Source organism: Cupriavidus sp. 05L310 (assembly GCF_056398185.1).
Genome location: NZ_JBFTOX010000027.1, coordinates 1 through 23301 on the forward strand (window position 1 = coordinate 1; position 23301 = coordinate 23301).

Here is a 23301-nt window from a genome sequence, read left to right on the forward strand (position 1 = left end):
GACCTTGGCACGGATGACTTTCTGTTCCTGAGTCATGGCGGACTCCTTGTGGATTCCGCCGCACACTGGCACTCTGGGCTACGCCCTTCGCACCGATGTGCGGCGGCATGGATAACCAACCACTGTCAGATTTAGTCTAGGCTATTACAGCTTAGCCTACCTAAGGAACTAACGACATAAACTTGCATCAGCGAAGATGCCGCCCCCCGGCGAGCCTCACAGCTTTTGCGGAAGCATCTTTCGTATCTGGCCCCTCTCGCACCGCCTCTTGCGTTAATATTGCGCCCACGAGGTCAGATGGAGCGGTAATATGGTGTGCGGTGTCTGTGGCGGAACTAGTTTCACAAGCAATCAGGTTCTTTGGTCAGGCCTGATCAATGAATGGCAGCTCTCTTCTGCCGAGGCCGACTATGTCAATCGGCAGCAAGGCGAAGTCTGCGACTCTTGCGGCTCGAATCTACGATCCATCGCTCTTGCCAATTCACTGCGCGCGTACTTGGGGACCAATAGCTTTCTGCGCGACGTAGTCCGCACAGAGGTGGGAACGAAACTGTCGATCCTGGAGATCAACGAAGCGGGCAAGCTGACACCAATATTGAGACAGTTTGGCAACTACGTCTTCGGCGCTTACCCTGAAGTGGACATGCATGCCATGCCCTTTGGCGACAGAACCTTCGATGTTGTTATCCATTCAGACACCCTCGAGCATGTTCAAAACCCCATCCATGCTCTAGCCGAATGTCGCAGAGTGCTCAAGCCGGGCGGCGCACTTTGCTTCACGGTCCCCGTCATTGTCGGTCGACTCTCGCGTGACCGGGGAGGGCTACCCAAGAGCTACCATGGCAACGTGGAAACAGCAACGGATGACCTTGCCGTCCAAACGGAATTTGGGGCGGATGCTTGGACGTACTTAATGGAAGCAGGATTCTCGGATGTTTCCATCCATGCATTCGGCTACCCAGCGGCCACAGCATTTGTCGCAAGAAACGGCTGGAACTGCCGCTAGACTTTCTCGAAACAGTTCGTATTTTCGCATGGCCCACTGGACCAAAATTTCATTCAGGTACCGCAAGACCAGGACACACCTCGAACGATAGAAACGCCCGTAGTAAGGACTCGCCACCGTGCGCCCCGGTTTCCCGGGCTTCCAATGCCTTGCGTCTCCAGACGACATGTCTCTTGACAGTCCTTCTCGCTTGGCCTTGCATCGGGTCTACCTGACTGCTACGGCCGCTGCCGACCTCCCGTCTCTCACAGCTGCCCTTCAGGCGCAAGGCGGGATCTCCCTCGGTAAGAACGCGATCTTTCCTGAAGTAGCCTGCACCTCGATGACGCGAGCATTGCAGTCCAATACCTGCTCGCCGTGTTCGGCGTCGCCTACGACGCAGTTCGTGTCCCTCGGCTCTCGACTTCGCTTCACGCCTCCTCCCCGCGCGCGGCTACCCTCGCGCAGTTTCGCTTCTATTTTTTGCCTGTGGTCAACGTGCGTGAGTGACTTGCACCTCCAAGGTCGCGCCCGTGCTGGGTGCACAATGAAAAGCCAATACGCTTGGGCGTGAAAAAGCCGCTCCGAGACGGCTTTGCTATTTTTCGGGAACGGCTAAACTGGCTTTAACGCCTCAAAGACGATTGCACCAGGACCTATAATCCCATGTGTCGGCTCGTCATATCGCCAGACCGAGGGCTTGAAACCAATCTCAGCCAGGCGTACCAACATCTCGAGGCCGAAAATCGTCCAGACAAGGATCCCCTCCCCTGGACGTACCGGGTCACCGTGGTATAGCTTCTCACCGAAATACTGGATCTCGCCGTCGACCAGCCTCGCGCGCACCTCATCCCGAGCTTCCCAAGGATAAAACGGCACGGTGAAAATATGTCTGCCACCCGGCTTCAATACACGAAAGATTTCGGCATGAGCCCGATATGGCTCAGGCATATGCTCCATGACATCGCTGGAGAGCACGAGATCAAATGCGCCGTCGGCGAACGACAAGGACTGCAGATCCTCATGCCTAACCCCATTCACCAGATCGCCGCCGCGATACTCTGAGCCGAAATACTCCGAGCAGACGTAGCCCTGATTTCTTGAAAGAATCACATGAAATGGTCCAGTTGACTCGGTATTGTAAATACCGAAAGCACTGCCAAATTCAGACAGAGGGCCTGCAAAGGCTCGCCGTGTCTGCCGACGGACAGCAAATGCCACCTGTCGTTGACGGTTGGACGCTCCACAGGTAGAGCACGCGCCCGATTCGCGAACATTCTCAGTAAAATCAACGAACGAACTATGTTCTCCGCAGACCGGGCAAAGTCCATTGAGAGGAGAGCCAGGCACTTCGGCTTCCGCGACATAATAAGCGTCGGAGTCCATAATTGGAAACACCCGATCGGACGTACCTGCAGTAGGCAATTTGTTGGATGCTCGCCCCCCAAACAACTTCAGCATCTACCAGCTCCCAAAGGTTGGTCGTCGAGTGTAACAGTTTCTGAACGCTTCCCCAAAGGCTCCAGTTCCACCGACAACAAGCTATCCAGCCACGATCATTGGCCCTTCCAGCGTGAACGCGGAAAAGGCGTTCTTGAGACTATTATCAGTAAGCAGAAATCCACAGAACACTACACAGCAGCACGCCACGCTGGCGAAAGTGTGGCAGACGTGGCGTACTGCCAACCACTACACTATGCGACGCACCCGCGACATTAATATGCCCAGGAAGCGCAGCGAACGTGACGAGACTGCCAATCAGTATAAAAGCTAGGCCGAAGTAGATAAACAGCCAACGCGGACTGAGCGTCAACATGAAGCATAAATATCGCCATAGCAGCTCAGATGGCGAACGCACTCCGCAAGCACAGGGGTGCTCGAGGTGAAGCCCTGGCTGTGCCGCGCTGGACACAACTCCGCATGATCCTCAGGAAGCTGCTACTTCATTGCGCCTCGCTGCTACGCAGCATCAGCGCGCAAATCACTCTAGCACCAAGCTGAAGCACGTTTTCACCTCGCCAGAGTGAATCGCCGACGACCGTCCGCGTATATCTGCAAGCCAAACACTGTATTACTTAACACTGCCTTGTCACTCATATCGCGACCGCAACAGGAAACATGTCCAATCTTACGCCCCTCGGCGCAATCCGCGGACTCCACCCAAGCACTCCACTACATTCACGAGCCAGATATAGAGGGCTCGCAGGTCACGTCGCCTTACCCAGCTGCTAGGGGATTTTCCCTCCTCGGCGAACATCGAGCAAATCAATTTGATGCCCGTACACCTACATCCTTGGAACGTCTCGCCTGCATGAAAAGATTCCTATAATATAGTATTTCCGGATAGAAATCTTTATAGTTACTATATCTCAACCCCTCCCTTTCACAATTCCTCTTCATCATGGAAAATGAAGGATCAAGGTCCGAATTTAGCCAAGCATCAAGCTCTGGCATAAAACAGAAAAGCGGCTTTCCGTCTATTTTTTCCAAAAACTCATTATAGTCACCGAATGCCTTACTCGATTTAATCAAAACAGGCACCTGGCCGATTATCGCCTTAGATTCCTGAACGCCGAACTTAAAACGAAATTCGTCATTGCTGTGACCCAACTTTCTAAACAAGCTAGCCGGAAATATTTTTTTATCAAAAAAATATTTTGCAATGGCCGGCTTATGATCACCAAAAATTACCATTAGATAATCAGAATGCGTAGCGTCGAGATTTCGAGCGAATCTTTCGACTTCGGCAAGCGACCTCTGAAGTCGACGAGAGTAATCACCCCCACCCCCATCGCCATCCACTTCTTTGAAAGGGCCATGTGTGGACACCGTAATCGCAAGTACAAATGTCGGATCCACCCTCTCCGCGAGAATCGAATCGACCTTTCGGAATAATATATCATCGGTCGGAAAATATTCACTTCCCTCATAATCCATATTATCCAGAGCTATAAATCTGTCTACGCCAAGCTTTGGCAATACTTGGTCTCTGCGCCACATCGTTCGATGATAATTATGGATTGCGATCGTCCCATACCCGCGCGCCTTTAGCGCAGCAGGAAGAGTGATCCCTTGTGCTGAAATCTCCTTATGATATTCTTGGTACACGATCCCCGTAAGCTTCTTCGCTGGCAATCCAGTAAGCATCTCGAACTCTGAGTTTACCGTACCACCACCATAGACAGGGGCGATCATGTCAACCGCATCGAAACCTCGCTCTCGCAGTGTAGAAAATGCAGCGTACCCTTCCGATCTGCTGCCCCAGCACGCCTCGCATAGCACTAAAACGAGCGTCTTCGGCAACCATGAAGATGGGTGTTTCGATACTTTACGGAAACTTAATTTCGTTTCAAACGCAGCTAATTCGGCCGCAGAATAGTGGCGAATCGTGTGCTTGACGCTGGTGAAGATCAGATGGAAGGGCATGCCGTTCTGCCGGAGATTCGCCGGCATATCCCATGGGAGATATTGGATCTGCGCAATGTCCGAGAAACCGAATTTCAGTCTTTCACGCAAATTCAATGTCTGCGGATAATAGGGAAAAAGACTGACGATCACCAACACGACGCCAAACAAACCGGCTTTCCAGGAATACCAAAGGCGACCCTTTCTTCTAAAAATACTCAAGAACGCCCACGCCAGTACAAGCGCCAAAGCTAACGCGATACACACCAGCATCCTATTTGCGTAGATGGTGAGTTGGGCTCCTTGGTGCACCGCGAGGAGATCGTAAAATACAAGGGGTTCGCCACTGGCAGCCATCTTGATTTTATTGATACTTCCCAATAATAGGATCGTCAGCGACGTAATTGCCACCGACACATTCCCGCCAATTACTGAACGGAGGATGTAATATAGAGCGTACGCGGGTATGAGCCTTGCCTGCCCCTCCAGCAAGGTCAATAACGTCCATTCCCAGCCGCTTACATAAGCAACCGCAAGAAAAAGAACAAGCGCGTGGATAGTCCATTCGGTCACGCACAGGATATTTTTTTTCAAATCCCTTGACATCTTCACGGTACTCCCAGTGACGCTCGCCTCACACCACTAAGTTGGCCAAATTCGATTACCCGTACGTCGATTGGCGCGAGGCCTCGATTCAACGCAGAGGCAGATCTTCACGTCAAGACCTCGCCTCCATGGCAATCTTATCGGCATAAATCAAGAATTCTGAACCCGGCTGCATGAACAACCGCTTTTGCACCCAGTAATGGAACGCATATCCATTCATCCGCCTGCACTTGCAGCATCTCGCCGCGCCCACGTCAGCACTTGATGCCGAATGCATGAATCTGGAACTGTCATCTGCATCTACTGCTCGGAGGTATCAGGACAGTTGGCAGGCGACGTGAAGTCGACCGCGAGCCGGATTGCATAGGCTCTCGGTCGCCATGGCAACTTCGCCAGTCTTGCCATGAACTCGATTTGGACAAATTTGACGACACATCCTGGTTCTGGTGGGTTGGTTACATCTAGAAAATCATGATTTGAGCAACCCACCTTTTATCGCTAACAAAAATGGGGGAAGGTTCAAGAGCACAAATAGATATGGTTTCGAATCAGACAAGACATGAACAAAACCCTGCTGACAGGGCCATCCGTAAATAAAGATTTGGTAGCATAAATCCCTCTTAGCTCCCTAGCAATAAAATTACCCCAGGAGCCAGACAACAAGGAAATAGGAGACGATAGATCGCGGCATTCCAGTTGTTGCGCTCAGCATGAGAACAATGGAAATTCCGTGCTAATCTTTTTTCCTTGACCCAGTGCGCGGCACTATATACCACGGCGCCCAAAAGGAACATTGCACTGCAAATATAATTAAATTCAGGGCCAAAGAAATTGAAACAGCATATGAAAGATACTAAGCACCGAGGCGATCCGCACATAACGGCAGCGGGCTCGCTAGTAGGGCAGTCGTCCCTGATCGAAGTGACCGAAAGACTCCAAGCAGCGTCAGAATCACATACATCTCTACTTCAGGTGGCGGGATGTGTAGCAGAGCATTGATGGTGAGTTTGTCCCTACCAAACACACCATCAATGGTTCAAGTCATACTGAAGCGCGTACTCTTCAGAACATATTCCACTAGGCTCCCGTAACGCCCCCACGACAGTAATGACTACGGCAGTGCGCCCAGGTGATCGACATATCCTGCACTCCAGCCCTACCGAGGGCACGATAGTTAATCGCCATCGATGCGAGAATCGTCCGGATAAGCGTATTATTGCTCTCGTGGTTCTCGATAGAATCGCATAGCGGTATATCCAGACTGTAGTCAGGATTTGATCAGACGAAGCATCTAACGATGGAGAGCAGATCCTTGGCCGCCGTTCAGGCGCCGCAGTCGGCAATTGAAGAATCCTTGCCCATCTAACCCGCGGGATCGGAGTCGCATCAGCGGGAGGGATAGACCAGACATTCCCTGTTGAAGCGATATGCCGCACCATTGTCGTCGGGGGCAGTCGCGTCCGTGATTTTTACGCTCACGGGGCCATAGTTACCAAGTCGACTTCTTCCCGTTGCAATCCGATGAAGCACGTGCCCTTGAGCCCCGGCCTCCACAGATACATGCATTTCCCTCGGCTTCCCTGTAGCGAGATAGGCGCTTTCCAGCGTCTTGGTGGCTGAATCCACGCAAACGCCGAGATCGTATATAAACCTCTGCCCCATAAAGCTGTGCACCACCGTCAACATCAAGAGCAGTAGTCCCCCCGCGCGCACGACGTAATGGCCGTGATCATCCGTTCGCCCAAGGGTAAACAATGCCGCTAATCCCAAACTTAGTATGGCACCGGAGCCATAGAGGTAATGAGCGCCTTTCGTCTGGATAGGCAAAACAGGCAGGACAAACAAAAAATAGCCCGCGAGATATGCGAAGCACCAACGAATACCCACCGTTCGCCACAGCAACAGGAGCAGGATGAGGTGCAGAACGGTTGCCGCAACAAATTCGCCGCGCCCCAGCAGGACCCAATTTCCCGCCTCCAGCAACTGGTAGAGGAAAGGATAGGCAAAATAAACCAAAATGCCATCAGGAATATTCTGGAGGGACACGGCGTAAGGGTTACTACCTGCCGGCGCAGTATAATGCATCAACGCAATCAATCGATAGATCATGAAGACCGCGATTGGCAAAGCCCAGACCAGCGAAGCCAGAAAGATGCGCCTAGTGCTGCGGCTTGCTCCAGCACTAATAAAGTAAAACAGGGGAAGCACCGGCAGAATGACCGCCGTCTCCTTTGAAAGCACTGCCAAGGTGGATGCCAAAACAATGACAATAAGCGATCCCCAACCGCCTGATTTGCTGATGTAGTTATCCGCAAAAATCAAAGCAATCAGACCAAACAATACGTATAGGCGATCCATTAATGCCGCGGGCCAGCCTACAGAGAACACCACCAAAGGACTGGCGAGAAAAATCAACGCCGTTATCCAAGCGAACTGCCGATCCCCGTGAACCCTCTTGATCGCGAGAAACAGTAGCACGCATATTGCTGCGTGCATCCAAACGTCAGCAAGATGCACTACAAAATTGTAGCCAGGCACGAAGAACGAAACGAGTCCTTGCCACAGAAAGCTAACGGGTCTTACTGGAAAGCTAAGACTAATTGCATCGTGGAAATGAGTATAGAGTCTCAGGTAATCGAGAAAGCCAAACATCTGAATATGGTCGACTTTCTGTAACTCATCATGACTAAAGAACCCCGGATTCGCTAGCAGCAACAGCAATAATATCGGCGCGAGCAGTACCAGGACGACGCAGGCCGTCAGGTCACGGGACGGACATTGCAAAAATTTTAGTTCCATCATCCGCCCAATTCCATCCAGCCTAACGAAGGCGCTCCTTGTGTACTCAGTCATAAGTTCTCAATACGTACTGCTATTGTTCATTGCACGCGCTTCGACCTGTTGCTCGCTCAGTTTGGCCGCTGAATACTTCTGTACAAAGTACAGCGGTCGGCCTTTGGTTTCTCCAAAGATCCGCCCCAGATACTCGCCGAGCACCCCAATGCAAAAAAGTTGCACTCCGCCGAGGAAAAGTATGGTCACCATCATGGTCGGATATCCCCTAACCACATCCCCCCAGAGCAACGTCTTAGCAATGATCCATATGCCAGCAAGGAAGGCCAGCACAGAGATCATGCAGCCCAAGTAAGTTGCGAGCTTCAAGGGTGCAATCGTGAACGACGTAATGCCCTCGATAGCGAAGTTCCAAAGTTTCCAATAGTTGAACTTTGTCATCCCTGCTGCGCGCGGATCGCGGCGATACTCCACAGCCATGGACGGGAAACCAATCCATGCGAACAAGCCCTTCATGAATCGGTGATGCTCGCGCAACTGCAGCAAAGCATCAACAGCGCGGCGGCTCATCAGCCGATAGTCCCCCGTGTCGCGCGGGATGGGCACTCGCGACAACTTCTCCATGAGCCTATAGAAAGCGGCCGCCGTGACCTTCTTCACCCACGACTCGCCATCGCGATGAGTACGCTTTGCATACACCACGTCGTAGCCCGACTGCCATTCACGAACGAAATCGTGAATCAACTCGGGAGGATCCTGCAGGTCTGCGTCAATGACGACCACCGCATCTCCCTTGGCGTGGTCAAGGCCTGCGGTCATGGCGATCTCTTTGCCGAAATTTCGTGACAGGTCCACGCTGCTGACACGGCTGTCTTTTTTGACAAACTCGTCAATCAGCTCTTGCGTACGGTCCCTACTACCATCATTGACAAAGACTATTTCGCCACGATAGTTGTGTAACTCATCGAGCAAAGCACTCATTCGGGCATAGAAAGCGCCGAGCACGGCCTCTTCGTTATATGCGGGAACGACGATCGAGATCAGCGGCTTCCGGATCTCCGTTTGCCCATACGAGAGGTTGCCATCAGAAATTTCCATACCAAACAGATATAAGTTATCTGGATCGATGCAATCCAGCCGTTCGTCAATCTGAGCGATCTCTAGTGATCCAGCTCATCAAAAAATCGGCCTAAAAGGCCGGACGTCTTGCCACAGCCCTCGTCATCATCGCGTGACCGAAATGACGATCACTCAGATGGCGCTGCTGCTGACCGTCCACTAAGCGCACATCAACCAGGCACCTTGCTAGCCTCTGGAACTGCAGCAGTGCCCATCTGCTCAGGGACAGGATTCTTTGCGCGCTTTTTGCGGAACGCTAGTGGTCGTTCCACGAATATCACCAGCAACGTTGAAAGGGCGAGTGTGACGGCGAACGATACCAGAAAGAACGGCATCGATCTCGAAGGGCCCATAGCGGGCAAGAACCAAGCCGCTGCAGTTGTATGGATGAGATAAACCGCGTAGGACAGATCGCCAAGCCAACCGTCCAATTTCCCTCCCCTAACTCCAGCCAGGGAAAGCACGACCCATGCAGACAAAAGCGTGGAACTGTAGAGGCCGTAAGTCCACGGCCATGGATCGTAATACAGCCAGATCAGGCAATGCGCAAGCCACGCCAGCACACTCAGTCTGGGCAAAACTAGGTACGACAAAGCATGCCTATAGTGACAAACCAAAGCACCTGCTGCAAAAGGCAGCAAACCCGTAAGGAACTCGGAGTAGCGCGCGCCAAAACTCGCCGATGCAAATCCATAGTGGGCATTCAGGAAGAAAGACAGCAACAGGCCCAGCCATGCGGCCGGACGGCTAATGGCCATCAGCGGAATCAATATATAAGTGCCGACCTCAACCGCTAAAGCGCTTGAAACCGGAACAGGCATTCCGGAACGATTGAATACTGGCAGCAAGGTGACGACAAAGGCCCAGCCTTGCGTGTCCTGCGGCAACTGGAATTCCGGATTCAGACCGAGCAGGTCAACCCCGCGACTCCGCATATAGAGAATCGTGACGACCCCAATCGCACTCACCAGCCAATAGCTGGGAAATATCCGCAGGAACCGGTTGAACGCGTAGTCCTTCAAGCCCGCCGGACTGAAGCCGTATTTGGTTGTCAAGACGAGCGTCATCAGATACCCGCTCAGGACAAAGAAGCCCCAGACCGCGTAAGCCGCGGGACCATGAATCATTCCCGCATACAAATGGGAAATCGCAACCAGAAAGGCCAAGAGAAAGCGCCAGGCACCAAAACCCAAAGGAAACAAGATGGATCTCCGAAAATTAAGAACCACACCGCAGCGCAGCAATGCGCATCGACGGGAAAATCAGCGCATGGCCTTCCTGCGCGCCAGGAATCTCCGGCTACGTCGAAGAAAGCGTGCGGCATTCTGCATGATTGAGACATGGATGATCGCAACCGCCAGAAACGCAAGAAAAAGCCAACTCTCCGGCATGCCGAGTTTCCATGCCGAAACGCCGACCATGCCTAACAGCACATTGCTGCCGAGTATGACCCAGACAACCAACCGTGGACTCAGGTCCATTCGCCCGAGAATGTGGTGCAGGTGTGTTCGATCCGCGGATAGCGGATTTCGACCAGAAACCACGCGTCGCGCAATTACCGCAAGCAAGTCAATCAGGACGAAGCCCACCACCCAGAGCATCACGACCGGTGGTACATGGCGCCCGGCATTGTAGGCAGGCTGCGATAGTTCGACCGCGAACCAGACAATGGAGAAGCCGAGCATTAGGCTGCCCGCATCTCCAAGGAATACCCGCTTTTTCCCCCTGAGCGGGTTTGGCATATTGAAGAACAGAAAGCCAAGCAGTGCACCACAGAACACGACGGAAAGCCTCTGTGCCGAATTGCTACCCACCTCGCCCGAGAAGTAGGCAAACCATGCAAAGACGATAAAGGCGAGGCCGCCGGCCAGACCATCCAGCCCATCCATCATGTTCATTGCATTAATCACGGCGACCACGGCGAATAGCGTCAGCGGTATCCCCCAGTTCGCAAGCTCGATTTCACGCTTGCCCATTAGGTCTCCGAGTGAAATCAAAAAGACGCCGCCCCATGATGTCATGAGGATTGCAGCAAAGATCTGAAAACCGAGTTTCGTCAGTGGCGTCATACCGCGTAGGTCATCCACAACCCCAACCGCGGCGAGGATGGTAACCCCCCCAAGGAACGCAACATAGTGGCCTTGTTCGCGCATGAACATAAAGGCCCCCACCCAAACCGCAAGCGTAACCGCGATTCCACCAACGAGCGGTACGTCCCCGTTGTGGCGCTTCCGCCCGCCCGGCCTGTCCAACAGGCCACCGCGTTCGGCTAAAGGGCGGAGCATCAGGATTGCTGTTGCACTTACCAATGCAACAGTCAAAGGAACCCAAAAGAAGTCGAACATGTGATCTCTAAGCCTATCTGCCGAAGCCCGTCAGCCGAAAACGCCAATAGCAGGGAGATGCCATAAGGCGGATCAGGCTCTTTATATGCCAGATCAAGTAGCGTCGATCCCGGTGACTCTGCCGCCTGGCATCGTGGATTACATGAGCTGATTGCACCCAGGACACCGCCCTTCCAAGTCGATGCAAACGCAAGCAAATGTCGATATCCTCACAGTAAAGATGATATCGCTCATCAAACCCTCGAACTAGGGCGAAACTCTCGCGATCGAACAGCATACTCATGCCAGCCACCCAATCCACCTGCTGGACACGAAGCGAGGTTGCATAGTCAGGCTTACTTAGCCTCCGCAGGCGACGCATGGCTAGACGCAGGATGCTCGGCACCTGGCGCGCGCTATCCTCGACGCGCCCATCTGGCGAAAGGACACAAGGCGCCGCGACACCGGGCTTGGCACGGACCTCCGCAATCAGCGTTTCAAGGCCCGCGTCCGACGGAAAGCGGACGTCTGGATTGAGTACCATGAACAGCGGCGTCCGGCATTCGCCGAACGCCGCATTGTGATTTGCACCAAACCCTTTGGGTGACTTGTTTACCTTCCAAGTCACTTGGCACCCGGCGCTATCCCGAACTTGGGGCCGCCGATCGGGGATGTTCTCCGTCACTATCACCTGCATTGGTAGCGCAGTGGACAATTCCACTAATTGCTCCAGCAGTGGGGGCAGCAATTCTGACTGCCCGTGACTGACGATAGAGAAAGTAATTTCCATGCAACCCTTCAGCCTCGATGGTCTGACTGAACAATCGAATATTGTCTACAAAGCCTGTTCAACCGTGCCGCGCACTCGTCGTTGATTGCGCCGAGTACTGCGCTTCTTAATGAGCCCCCAATTGGACCTCATCGAGCCCATTAATTGCAACAAATGTTGATTCCGCACCCTCTCCCGACGCCCCCCCAATGGTCAGCCCAGGCCCATGGACAAGCAACCAGCGTCGAGACACACCAGCACGCTCAGCCGCCCGCATGTCGGATAGGGTATCCCCCACCATCGACGAGCGCGCCATGTCGATGTCGAATTCATCACGCGCCGCCAGCAGCATACCGGGCTCAGGTTTGCGGCACGTGCAGACTCTCAAGAAGCTACCAACTCCGGCAGTAGGGTGATGAGGACAAAAGAACACTTTGTCTATCACCGCCCCTTCGTTCGCAAAACGAGCCAGCATCCACGCTGTAAAGGCATGAAACTGAGCTTCGTCATAGTAGCCCCGTGCGATCCCCGCTTGGTTCGTGACGACGAAAACTTTCAGGCCCACGGCATTAGCGCGTCTAACAAGGTCAAACACTCCCGGTATGAACTCGCAGTCTTCGGGGCGATGGACATATCCCTTATCGACGTTGATGACGCCGTCCCGGTCAAGAAAAAGAGCCGCAACGCCCATCATGCTCCTGTCACAAGTCGCGGAACCTTCGTCTGCGCAGCCTGATAGTCCTCGGGAATCCCGATATCAATGAAATCGGTGACTCCGGCATATCCAATCAGGTGCAATGCGTCGATATATCTACCGAGAAAATCTTGCTCGAAGGAGAACTTAGCCGGCAGTGGGAGCTCCGTAAGGGCAGATTTGCGCAATACGTAGACACCCGCATTGATTGCACCTGCGCCGACTCGACCCTTCTCCAGGAATGCCTTGATACAGCGGCTGCCGGGCTCCATCTCCACCGTACCATAGCGCGCGGCATCGGCAACCTCAGCCACCGCCAGCACGACGTCCGCCCCTGAGGCCTCGGCCTCGAACAATAGCGAATTCAAATTGACGACAGCAAGCGTATCGCCGTTGAGGATGAGAATCTCTTCGCCGGGCATCTGAGTGATCGCCTTGAGCACCGCACCGCCGGTACCCAATGGCTCCTCCTCGACAACATAATGCAATCGCATACCGCCAAAACGATCACCAAAATAGGACCGGATTGTTTCATGTCGATATCCAACTGACAGATATACGTCTCCCGCGCCCTGCAACTCCAGTTGCCGCAAAAGCCACCAAAGGAATGGCTTCCCTGCCACATCGGCCAGAGGCTTAGGCATATCGCCAACTACGCTGCGCAAACGCGTACCCAAACCGCCGGCAAGAACGAGGATCGCTTTCATGGGCGAGGGAACATCTCGGATTCGACCAGGCCACAGATGATATGACCGAGCACCAAATGACCTTCCTGAATCTTTGGTGTCTCCATAGACGGAATTTCGATGGAAATATCGCACAACTCAGGCCTTTGCCACCCTCGCTGCCCAGTAAACCCAATGACCAACAGGCCGGCTTTGCGAGCCTCCTCCATCGCCAGAATCACGTTGGGAGATTTCCCTGAAGTCGAATAGGCCCAGAACACATCGCCCCTGGCGCCGACAGCCTGCAATTGCCGGGCAAAGAGTTTGTCATAACCATAATCGTTTCCGATCGCAGTCATGACGGAGGAATCCACCGTCAGTGCAAAGGCACACAGCCCGGGCCGGTCGTAGTTGAACCGACTAACAAACTCGCCCGCAATATGCTGAGCGTCGGCGGCACTGCCACCATTGCCTGCCAACAGTACCTTGTTACCCTGCCGCAGCACTTGGCAAATCTCCCGCGCACAGCGTTCGACGTTGCCGAGTAGCGCATCGCTTTCTCGGATCTTGGTGAAGATATCAATCGCTTTGTCGATTTCCACTCGTACAAAATTATTCACGCCTTCCTCCACGATTGAGCTCCACTCTCCGTAAAATTGCATGTAAAGACCTGGCCGTTGAACTTAGCCAGTTCACGCATCACGTTCGGCCTGCGGGCTGGGTCCGCAAAGAACATCATGAACCCCCCGCCCCCCGCTCCGGACACTTTTCCCGCCAGCGCCCCTGCCGCAATCGCAGCATCATAGATCCGGTCTATAGAGGCGTTGCTTATAGTATCGGCTGTCTGCTTTTTGGATTCCCATCCAGTTCGCATGGATGACGCTAGGGCTTCGATATCTCCCTTGAGAACGGCTTCCTTCATCAGGGTCGCTTCTTCCTTCACCCGATGTAGCGCGTCCACTGACTTCTGGACATTACTGGTGACACCAGCCGCTTGCGCAGCAATGATTCGCGCGGACTCGCGCGAGACGCCGGTGTAAAACAGAACCAGAGATGACTCCAGTTCCGCCTTGATATTGGCCTTGATGCGTAGCGGGTTGACAATCACACGATCGCCATAGAACTCCATGAAGTTAAGCCCGCCGAATGCCGCCGCGTATTGGTCCTGCTTTCCACCAGCCATGCCTAGATCGACACGCTCGATTTCATAGGCCAGATGTGCAATCTCATACTCGCCCAAAGGGAGTGCCAGTAACTCGCAGAATGCGTGCACAAGAGCTACCACCATCGTAGAGGACGACCCCAAGCCAGAGCCTGGGGGCGCCTCGGAATGCGTGGTCACAGAGATCGCTATGGGCTCTCCATGATTGAAGTCCCGAACGATCCGGTTATAAACACCGGCATGCAAGTCCAAACCTGCCACGCGATCAAGGACTGGCAAAGCTGAGCCGGTCCAATTGCAATCAGTATCAGCGGCAATAAATTCCACCTTGCCATCTTCCCGCGGAACGATAGTCGCATACGCGTATTTATCGATAGTCACGTTTAGAACGTGACCACCAAACCGGTCCGAGTATGGCGACACGTCTGTGCCGCCGCCGGCAAGACCCAATCGAAGGGGAGCTCGTGACCGAATGATCATACGACACCCTCTGCTGCTGAGAGGCTTCGGCGCCAATAGGCAAGCATATCGCCAACCGTCTGCGCGATCGAGACTTCCTGAACCCAGCCAGTGGCCTCAATGAGGCGCGTCGAATCGCCGAATATGACTTTTTCGTCGCTGGGTCGAAGCAATGATTGATCTGTCTCTAGCGAGAATTTGATGGTGGATGCCGCCGCGATTAGATCGACAATTTCCCGTATCTGATAGGTTCGCGAGCCGCTCACGTTATAGACACCGCCTGGCGCACCTCGCTCCGCCAACAATTCAAGTGCACGAGCAAGATCCCGAACGTCGGTAATGGCGCGATGCGTCTCCAGATTTCCCACTCGAAGCACGGCCGGTATCTGGCCAGCCTCAATACGAGCCGCCCGATAGGTGAAATCAGCACAGACGTCCCCGGTTTTTCTCGGGCCGGTCGTATTGAAAATACGTGCGCAGACGCTACGAATGCCGTTGTTCGCCCAATATTGCAAGGCGAGCATTTCGGTCGCTACCTTGCTGACCCCATAGGGATGCATGGGGCGCATTGGATGCGTTTCCTTCACAGGAATGGCATCGGCTTCGACCTCGCCATACTGTGCGCTGGAACAGGCAACGACGACGACGGGATCGATGCCTGCCGCCTTGATAGACTCGAATACGTTGGCTGTGCCAACAACATTGGTTTCGAGCGTTTCTGCTGGCGCCGACCACGATAAGGCGGGGTAGCTCTGCGCCGAAAGTAGATACACGACATCCGGTCTGGATTTCGCTATCGCCGCATCTACCTGCTCCCGGTAACGAATGTCGCAGCGCATGAGATGGTCCGCAAAACCAGACCAGTCACGCGTATCGATCGTAGCGTGGTAGTGTGTGCCCGTTACCTCATGGCCAGCCGCACGCCCGCGCTCCATCAGATAACTACCGACAAAACCTGTTGCACCAAGGATCAGAATCTTCATAGCTTCATGCCTTCACTATTTGGCCGCCAGCGTGCTGCGGCTGACGTGCCTCGACGTTTGAATAAGGGGCCGGGTCGACATCCTGCGCCACAATCCTCCACAGGGCATCCTCCGAAAAACGATCCTTGGCAAAACGCTGAGACTGCTTCGAAGCGTTCAACCAGGCAGTGTCGTCAGTTAGGAGACGGACCACATGCTCCGCAAACAAGGTGGGATCATCAGCGACAGCAAGGAACGCTTCCGCATCCGCCAGACCTTGGGCACCCGCAGCGGAGGTAACGCACGGCAACCCAAACCGCATCGCCTCCACCACTTTGCCCTTCATCCCGCCCCCAAAACGCAAGGGCGCTACGGAAACTCGGCTGCGGCGGTAGAAATCAGCGAGAACCTCGTCGGAAACGAAGCCGGTTACGGTGACAGAGGGGCCTGCAAGTGCTCTCACCTTTTCACTCGGATTCGATCCAACCATGAATAGATGGATATCAGAAACAGCCGCCTGGATCTTAGGCAGAACATCACGAACGAACCATTCGGCGGCGTCGCCATTTGGCGCATGTGCAAAACCCGCGACAAAAACCAGATCCTTTCGAGAAGCCAAATTACCCCATGGCATATCCGGAAAACTATCGAATGCATAGACGGGAATCGTCAGTGCCTTTGCCTTACCATGATGCTCGGACAGCCACTCGCGCACATACGCAGTTTCACCGTCCGCTGGATAGTAGATGGTATCCACTAGGCTCCAAAGCTTATGCTCCCAGCGCTGCACGCTGGCCAACTCGCTTTCGATGGACGAACTCCGCTCAAGCTTGAGCTGGTCCTGCAGTCGGAGATGATGAACATCATGCCCATAGTAGAGAATCGTCGCCTTCGAAAAACGACGGAGACTATCGATAAAGTGGATCGATACATGCGGCCGGCTCAGCAGCACGTAGTCAATATAGTCACCATTGCGCTCAATCCACTGTTCAAACTGATCTGAGTATTCCGGCCCATGGAAAATCTCCACTCCAGCTTGCTCAAGGCGCGCCGCATACTCGGGGTCATACCAGAGGTTCTGGGGCCAAAACTTAACGTTCATGCCTTGCCTCTGGAAGAGTTGCATGAACTGCCACATCGTGCGCGATCCCGCGTCGCGATCCGGTTGCGGCACATAGTGATCGATCACCAATACCGTTTTGCGCAAAGTCGAACGATCATGCGCGAGGAAAACGCCCTCGCCATTCGGGAAATGCTCGCATTGAAGCTTGGTGTGCCAACGCTCCAGGAACTTCTTCTGGTTGCTTACTTGATACGCTTTGATGCCCGTCGAAACATCCGTGCCATGCGATATGCCTTCGTAGTGAATAACGACAGACTCTGGCTGGTAGCGCACACGCAAGCCCCTTGCACGCACGCGGAAGGCGAGATCCGCATCTTCGCAATAGGCTGGCACATACAACTCGTCAAAACCTCGGAGTTCCCTGAAGAGATCCGTCGGGATGAGCAAGGATGCTCCAGAGCAATAGTCAGCGTCCTTTAGATAGTTATAAACACTGCGTTGTGGATCATCCAGTCGGCCAAAATTCCACGCAGACCCATCGCGCCACAAGATGCCACCCGCCTCTTGAAGTCGGCCATCAGGGTAGACGAGCTTTGAGCCCACCATGCCACAATCCGGCTCGCGCTCAAACACGGCCAACATTGAGTCAAGCCACCCAGGCATGACCTCGGTATCGTTATTCAGAAAGTAGACATACTTTCCCCGTGCCTGATTCGCCGCATGGTTGCACGAGCGAACGAAACCAAGGTTAACTTCATTTACGTAGAACCTGAGTCCCGGGATATCCTTCAGCCGCAGGATCTCCTTGTCGCCGGACACATCCTCAGCGACCAGAACCTCGATCGTTGCCTTTGGCAAACAGGCTTGAATAGACCGGAGGCACGAGAGGGTGTGGCTGATATTGCCGTAGGTCGGAATAATGATCGACACAACTGGATCGTCGACCGGGTCAAAACGTGTAGAGGCCAGGACGTCGGCAACATCCTCGGGCGCCACAGGCCCCAGGCCACGGGGCACGAGCGTCATCCCCTCTTGATGTCGACGCCAGATCTCGTAGTGGACCACACCCTCGAACAAGGGGCCGCCCAGTCTGTACGCCGCGTTGACCAGCCTGTCTTTCCAGCGCTTGGGCAACGGGGCACACCGATAGAGTGTGCGACCCGCGCGCACAACGTGCTTGCGCAACGGCACCATAAGCGGCTCGATTTCACCGCGCAACAATCGCTTTGACACCCGCATAGGGGCAGTCACCTTCCATGAGGTCGAATCCAGCAGTTCCTGCACTCGTTGATTCGCTGTATCGCGCTCAAGGCCGATACGCTTACAGTCGTCCGCAATGGCCGCCAGACGATTGGCCACCTCCGCAGCCTCCGTTGCAGGCGCGACTGCGCCGGTTTGCGCCTGATCAAGAGATATAGGCGCGCCCCCGCCAAGGGTTTGGCCCTCTTGCAAGGCGTGTTTCAACTCCTGCTGAAGATGTTCGACTTGGTACCGGAGTTCCGTTGCCTGCTGCTGGGCAGCCGAGTATTTTTGCTCGGCCAGTCCCAACTCGCCCTGCGCCTCTGCACTCCGCCGGTCAGCCTCGGCGCATTGCAATTCCAGATCTTCACGTTTCGCATCAAGAACGCTTATCTGCTGCTGGAGGTCTTTGGCAGTCTCGGCTGCCTGGATCGCTCCTGCGCCATCCTTTGTCGCAGCGAGACTGCCCAACTCGTCCCGCAAAGTAATCACTTCTCGATCCAAAGCGAGCGCCCATTCGCTTCTTTCGTCGAACTCCTTCTGAAGCTGACCCAGTCGCTCCCGCAGGACCTTCTCTTCTTTATCTAGGCTGGATGCCCAACGCCGCATCGCCTCTTCTTGCTCGTGAAGATCAATACCGTCCTCAAAATAGATAGAAGCCTTCCCGCTCAATTCGGGCAGCGCGTTGGCTGAGCAGACAGCTACAAAATACATGATCCTGTCGGCTTCGACCGTCGAGGTGGATATCCGCTCCCCAGCCATGGTCAACGCTTGATACGCGGGTTCACTACCGGTTAAGGGCACCATCAGGGAGCTTGTCGCGAGTCTCTGCCCCAAATACTCTACATAGGGGAAACGCTGACGCAGCAGTGCATCAAACTCGTCGAAATAGAGCTCCTTCACGTGATACGTGTTGACATACCCGCGATCATCTGAATAGACCTTCTTGTTCGGAGAGGAGATCACAAGCAGGCCATCGGGTCGCAAGACGCGGCGAATCTCCGCGATCATCTCGGCTTGTTCGGCTAGATGCTCGATGGTCTCAAAGGAAATGACCACATCCACGCTTGCATCGCCCAATGGAATGGCCGTGACGCTGCCGACCTCAAACCTGAGGTTAGGCTGCGCGCCATAGCGGGCGCGTGCATGTGCCACCGCGTCCTTAGAAATATCAACGCCAAGAATGCTGCGCGCCCTGGAAGCCATCAGGGCAGAGCCGTAGCCTTCGCCGCAAGCAATGTCGAGTACATCCCGCCCGGCAACAATCTGTAGAGACCAGCCGTAGCGATGCATGTGTTCGTATCGAATCACACCGCCTTCTGATGGGATAAAGCGTTCGCCAGTGAAATCAAGCACTGTCTATCCTTCCTGGGTAATTGCGATATCAAGCATTGGAATACCGACCAAGCCGTGACTGACGGTGCTCTCGGCAGCGCGTATCGCAAGCGCGTCATGTATCCAATGCTGCTGCGTGTGATCCTGCTGATCGCCAGTGGCAATCGCCACATCGAACGAATATGCACCTACAGGCAAAAGCGGTAACCTGAAACGAAATCCGGCCGTGTAGGACTTCCCTTGCCCAGCGGAAATGGGACTTTCCGAGTACGTCATGAAAGTATTGTCTCCAAACAAGCGCTGCCCAAGGCGATCCTTCAAATAGAACCCGAAAATCAATCCGTCCAGGGCCTGGTGCGCAACAGCTGATATCCGTAGCTCAACAGTCTCGCCGCCATGAACCATCAATAACTGCTCGCCCGTCTCGTTGACAAGCGACACGTGCTCTATCGTCGCCCCTCGGGCACCAAATTCACTTTCCGATGAGTCTGGCGCGAACTCGAACACTTCAATACGGTTTCCTCCGCCCTGCGCCCGCAATGCCTCCCAGCGCTGGTCCACCACGTCCTTCGGCGCCTTTTTTGCATTCGCCCCGGTTTTGGAAGACGCAAGCTTCACCACTTCACCACGCTCGCCACGATCCAACGCATGCTGCGCCGCCAGATAAGCCTCGACCGTCTCCTTGGCGTTGCCATCCATCTTCAGCACGCCGTGGTCCAGCCAGATTGCCCGCGAACAAAGGCTAGTCACCGCGCCGACATCGTGGCTGACGAACAGCAGCGTGCCGGTCTTCTGGAACTCGCGCAGGAAACGCATGCACTTCTGGGTGAAGCGCACATCGCCCACCGAAAGCGCTTCGTCCACCACCAGCACGTCGGCATCGACGTGCGCGGCAATCGCAAATGCCAAACGCACGTACATGCCGCTGGAATAGGTCTTCACTGGCTGGCTGATGAAGTCGCCTATCTCGGCGAAGGCAACGATGGAGTCAAAACGCTTGGCCAATTCGCCTTCTTCGATCCCGTATAGGAGACCGCTCAGGTAAACGTTTTCCTCTCCGGTGAACTCCGGGTTGAAGCCGGCACCCAGTTCGAGCAGCGCCGCTATCCGGCCGTTGACGCTGACATCGCCCATGGTGGGGAAGAGCGTGCCGCATACGAGCTGCAGCAGGGTCGACTTGCCCGAGCCGTTCTGGCCGATGATGGCAACGGTTTCGCCCTGCTGTACATCGAAGCTCACGTCGCGTAGCGCCCAGAACTCACGGAAGTATTCCGGCGGGTGCATGCCGACTAGGCGCTTGAGGCGCGGCATCACCATCTGCTTGAGGCGATCCTTGGGCTGCGCGTAGATTTCATAACGCTTACCAAGGTTGCCGACGCGAATCACGGGATTAGAGGACATCGGAGAACCCCTTGCGTGTCTTCTGGAACCACACCAGCCCGGCCCATGCCACGCAATAACCGACCGCTAGGTAAAGTAGCCAGCCGAGCCAGTCGATATTTGTCCCCCAGATTGCCGCGTTTCGGACTTGCTCGACAATAAAGGTGACGGGATTCAGGTAGAGAAATGGCCGCAGGCGTTCCGGCACGGATTGCAGCGGATAAAACACCGGCGCCATGAACATCAGCAGCGAGGTAACGATCCCCATCATTTGCCCCAGGTCGCGCAGGTACACGCCCAGCGAAGCCAGCAGCCACACTAGGCCGGAGATCAGGATCACGAAAGGGAGCAGGATGACCGGCACAAAAACCACCGTAAGAGGCACATGCCCCTGCCAGATGAAGATAGCCCCCATCAAGATCACGGATGCCACTAGCGTATGGAACAGCGCCGATCCAATAGCAATCCAAGGCAGCGTCTCGAGCGGAAACACCACCTTCTTGACGAAATTGGGATTGCTCACCACTAGGGTAGGCGCGCGCTGCAGGCATTCCGCGATCAGGCCATGGACCAGCACGCCGGCAAACATGACCACGGCGAATTCCAGGTGATCGGTTGACGTAGGGCGCCAGCGCGACTTGAACACCACGCCGAAGACGAAGGTGTAGATCAGCAGCATCAACAGCGGATTGATAAAGGTCCACAGCAGGCCCAGGAACGAGCCCTTGTAGCGCCCTGCGACTTCGCGTTTTACGAACTGGGTGATGATACTGCGGTTTGCAAGGAGGGACTGCACCACAACCAGCGGGTGCATACTTGGCTTTTCCTTCATGCCATGAATCCTTGCTTGCTACCGGCCTGGGCCTGGCGACGAACGTCGCCGCTTCGCATTCTGCTCATGCAAATACCTCGGCATCTGCCAGCGACTTCCCGGCGGCATCCTTTGCGGCGAGCACGGGCTCACCGTCGAGCGGCCAGTCGATCCTTAGGGCAGGATCGTTCCAAGCCAGACTGCGCTCGTGTTCCGGATACCAGTAGTCGGTGGTCTTGTAGAGAAACTCCGCGGATTCTGAAGTCACCATGAAACCGTGGGCAAACCCTTCCGGCACCCACAGCTGACGCTTGTTCTCAGCGGAAAGCGATACACCAACCCACTTGCCGAACGTAGTCGAGCCGCGTCGAAGGTCAACCACCACATCAAACACTTCGCCCGACGTCACCCGCACCAGCTTGCCCTGCGGATGCTGGATCTGATAATGCAGCCCACGCAGCACATTGCGCGCGGAGCGCGAGTGATTGTCCTGGACGAACTCGCGCTTGAGCCCGGTCGCCGCTTCAAACGCCTTGGCATTGAAACTTTCAAAAAAGAATCCTCGATCGTCGCCGAACACTTTGGGTTCGAGGACGAGCACCTCAGGGATATCTGTAGGGATGACTGTCAGGTTCATGGTCTTGCTTACTTGATCGCTTCCGAGACAATGCGCTGCAGGTACTGTCCATAAGCGTTTTTGGACAGCGGCTTGGCCAGCGCCGCCACCTGCTCGGCATCGATCCATTTGCTGCGATACGCGATTTCTTCCGGACAAGCGACCATCAGGCCCTGCCGGTTTTGCAGCGTGGCGATAAAACTGGCCGCTTCCAGCAGCGAGTCATGCGTGCCGGTATCGAGCCACGCATAGCCGCGCCCCATGATCTCCACGTCGAGCTGCGCCATCTCGAGATAGCGCTTGTTGACGTCAGTGATCTCGAGCTCACCCCGGGCTGACGGCTTGATATCGGCCGCGATGTCGCAGACCTGCCGATCATAAAAGTAAAGCCCGGTAACGGCATAATTTGAACGTGGCTTCAGCGGCTTTTCTTCGAGCGATAGCGCACGGAAGTTGTCGTCGAATTCGACTACGCCGTACCGCTCCGGATCGTGCACGTGATAAGCGAACACCGTGGCGCCCGCGTCCTGGCCGCCGGCCCGGCCAAGCTGGCCCACCAGGTCGTGGCCATGGAAGATGTTATCGCCCAGGATCAGCGTGGAGGGATCGTTGCCGATAAAGTCGCGGCCGATGATAAAGGCCTGCGCCAGGCCGTCCGGCGACGGCTGGACCGCGTACTGGAGGTTGATGCCCCATTTGCTGCCGTCGCCGAGCATGTCGGCGAAGCGTGGCGTATCTTCCGGCGTGGAGATCACAAGGATGTCACGAATCCCTGCCAGCATGAGCGTGGACAAGGGATAGTAGATCATCGGCTTGTCGTACACCGGCAGCAATTGCTTGGAGACCGAGCGTGTGATCGGATAAAGCCGCGTGCCGGAACCCCCGGCCAGGATGATGCCTTTGCGCATGGTGCT

At 54.8% G+C, this 23301-nt stretch carries 18 protein-coding genes; 1 reads left to right on the forward strand and 17 read right to left on the reverse strand.

What is annotated here, in order from left to right; all coding sequences use genetic code 11:
• The first annotated feature begins 310 nt into the window (after window positions 1-310).
• Entirely contained in the window at window positions 311-1006 is a 696-nt protein-coding gene (locus tag AC1DS6_RS19900; RefSeq protein ID WP_477102976.1) for a methyltransferase domain-containing protein, read from the forward strand.
• A gap of 594 nt (window positions 1007-1600) precedes the next feature.
• Here the strand turns inward: AC1DS6_RS19900 and AC1DS6_RS19905 are convergent.
• The 17 genes from AC1DS6_RS19905 to rfbA form a co-directional block, all read right to left on the reverse strand.
• Window positions 1601-2446, reverse strand: coding sequence for a class I SAM-dependent methyltransferase (locus AC1DS6_RS19905; RefSeq protein ID WP_477102977.1), 846 nt, complete (start codon window positions 2444-2446; stop codon window positions 1601-1603).
• An 804-nt stretch (window positions 2447-3250) separates the two neighbouring features.
• Complete coding sequence (locus AC1DS6_RS19910; protein ID WP_477102978.1) at window positions 3251-4996, reverse strand: LTA synthase family protein; 1746 nt, start codon at window positions 4994-4996, stop codon at window positions 3251-3253.
• A 1386-nt stretch (window positions 4997-6382) separates the two neighbouring features.
• Window positions 6383-7849 (reverse strand): hypothetical protein, encoded by a 1467-nt coding sequence (locus tag AC1DS6_RS19915; RefSeq protein ID WP_477102979.1) that lies wholly within the window; start codon window positions 7847-7849, stop codon window positions 6383-6385.
• Between the two features lie 6 nt (window positions 7850-7855).
• A complete protein-coding gene (locus AC1DS6_RS19920) occupies window positions 7856-8887 on the reverse strand; it encodes a glycosyltransferase family 2 protein (RefSeq protein ID WP_477102980.1) in 1032 nt (343 codons plus the stop codon).
• Between the two features lie 191 nt (window positions 8888-9078).
• The gene (locus AC1DS6_RS19925) at window positions 9079-10110 is read right to left on the reverse strand and encodes an acyltransferase family protein (protein WP_477102981.1); all 1032 of its coding nucleotides are present in this window, start codon (window positions 10108-10110) and stop codon (window positions 9079-9081) included.
• Between the two features lie 60 nt (window positions 10111-10170).
• Window positions 10171-11253, reverse strand: coding sequence for an MraY family glycosyltransferase (locus AC1DS6_RS19930; RefSeq protein WP_477102982.1), 1083 nt, complete (start codon window positions 11251-11253; stop codon window positions 10171-10173).
• Between the two features lie 13 nt (window positions 11254-11266).
• Entirely contained in the window at window positions 11267-12022 is a 756-nt protein-coding gene (locus AC1DS6_RS19935) for a glycosyltransferase (protein ID WP_477102983.1), read from the reverse strand.
• A 106-nt stretch (window positions 12023-12128) separates the two neighbouring features.
• Entirely contained in the window at window positions 12129-12695 is a 567-nt protein-coding gene (gene gmhB, locus AC1DS6_RS19940; RefSeq protein WP_477102984.1) for a D-glycero-beta-D-manno-heptose 1,7-bisphosphate 7-phosphatase, read from the reverse strand.
• Window positions 12692-13402: a nucleotidyltransferase family protein gene (locus AC1DS6_RS19945; protein ID WP_477102985.1), complete on the reverse strand. Its 711-nt coding sequence runs from the start codon at window positions 13400-13402 to the stop codon at window positions 12692-12694. Before AC1DS6_RS19945 ends, gmhB begins: the two co-directional genes overlap by 4 nt.
• Window positions 13399-14022, reverse strand: a complete 624-nt coding sequence (locus AC1DS6_RS19950; protein ID WP_477102986.1) for a D-sedoheptulose-7-phosphate isomerase — start codon at window positions 14020-14022, stop codon at window positions 13399-13401. The genes AC1DS6_RS19945 and AC1DS6_RS19950 overlap by 4 nt, the downstream gene beginning before the upstream one ends.
• Window positions 13977-15002, reverse strand: a complete 1026-nt coding sequence (locus AC1DS6_RS19955; protein WP_477102987.1) for a GHMP family kinase ATP-binding protein — start codon at window positions 15000-15002, stop codon at window positions 13977-13979. The genes AC1DS6_RS19950 and AC1DS6_RS19955 overlap by 46 nt, the downstream gene beginning before the upstream one ends.
• A complete protein-coding gene (locus AC1DS6_RS19960; RefSeq protein WP_477102988.1) occupies window positions 14999-15964 on the reverse strand; it encodes a GDP-mannose 4,6-dehydratase in 966 nt (321 codons plus the stop codon). Before AC1DS6_RS19960 ends, AC1DS6_RS19955 begins: the two co-directional genes overlap by 4 nt.
• 4 nt (window positions 15965-15968) lie before the next feature.
• Window positions 15969-19601 carry a glycosyltransferase gene (locus AC1DS6_RS19965; protein ID WP_477102989.1) on the reverse strand — a complete coding sequence of 1211 codons (3633 nt, stop codon included), beginning with the start codon at window positions 19599-19601 and terminating at the stop codon, window positions 15969-15971.
• 3 nt (window positions 19602-19604) lie between these two features.
• Window positions 19605-20981 carry an ABC transporter ATP-binding protein gene (locus AC1DS6_RS19970; protein ID WP_477102990.1) on the reverse strand — a complete coding sequence of 459 codons (1377 nt, stop codon included), beginning with the start codon at window positions 20979-20981 and terminating at the stop codon, window positions 19605-19607.
• Window positions 20971-21774 carry an ABC transporter permease gene (locus AC1DS6_RS19975; protein ID WP_477102991.1) on the reverse strand — a complete coding sequence of 268 codons (804 nt, stop codon included), beginning with the start codon at window positions 21772-21774 and terminating at the stop codon, window positions 20971-20973. Before AC1DS6_RS19975 ends, AC1DS6_RS19970 begins: the two co-directional genes overlap by 11 nt.
• Before the next feature lie 82 nt (window positions 21775-21856).
• Window positions 21857-22408: a dTDP-4-dehydrorhamnose 3,5-epimerase gene (gene rfbC / locus AC1DS6_RS19980; RefSeq protein ID WP_477102992.1), complete on the reverse strand. Its 552-nt coding sequence runs from the start codon at window positions 22406-22408 to the stop codon at window positions 21857-21859.
• An 8-nt stretch (window positions 22409-22416) separates the two neighbouring features.
• Window positions 22417-23295, reverse strand: a complete 879-nt coding sequence (gene rfbA / locus AC1DS6_RS19985; protein ID WP_441624957.1) for a glucose-1-phosphate thymidylyltransferase RfbA — start codon at window positions 23293-23295, stop codon at window positions 22417-22419.
• Window positions 23296-23301 lie beyond the last annotated feature (6 nt).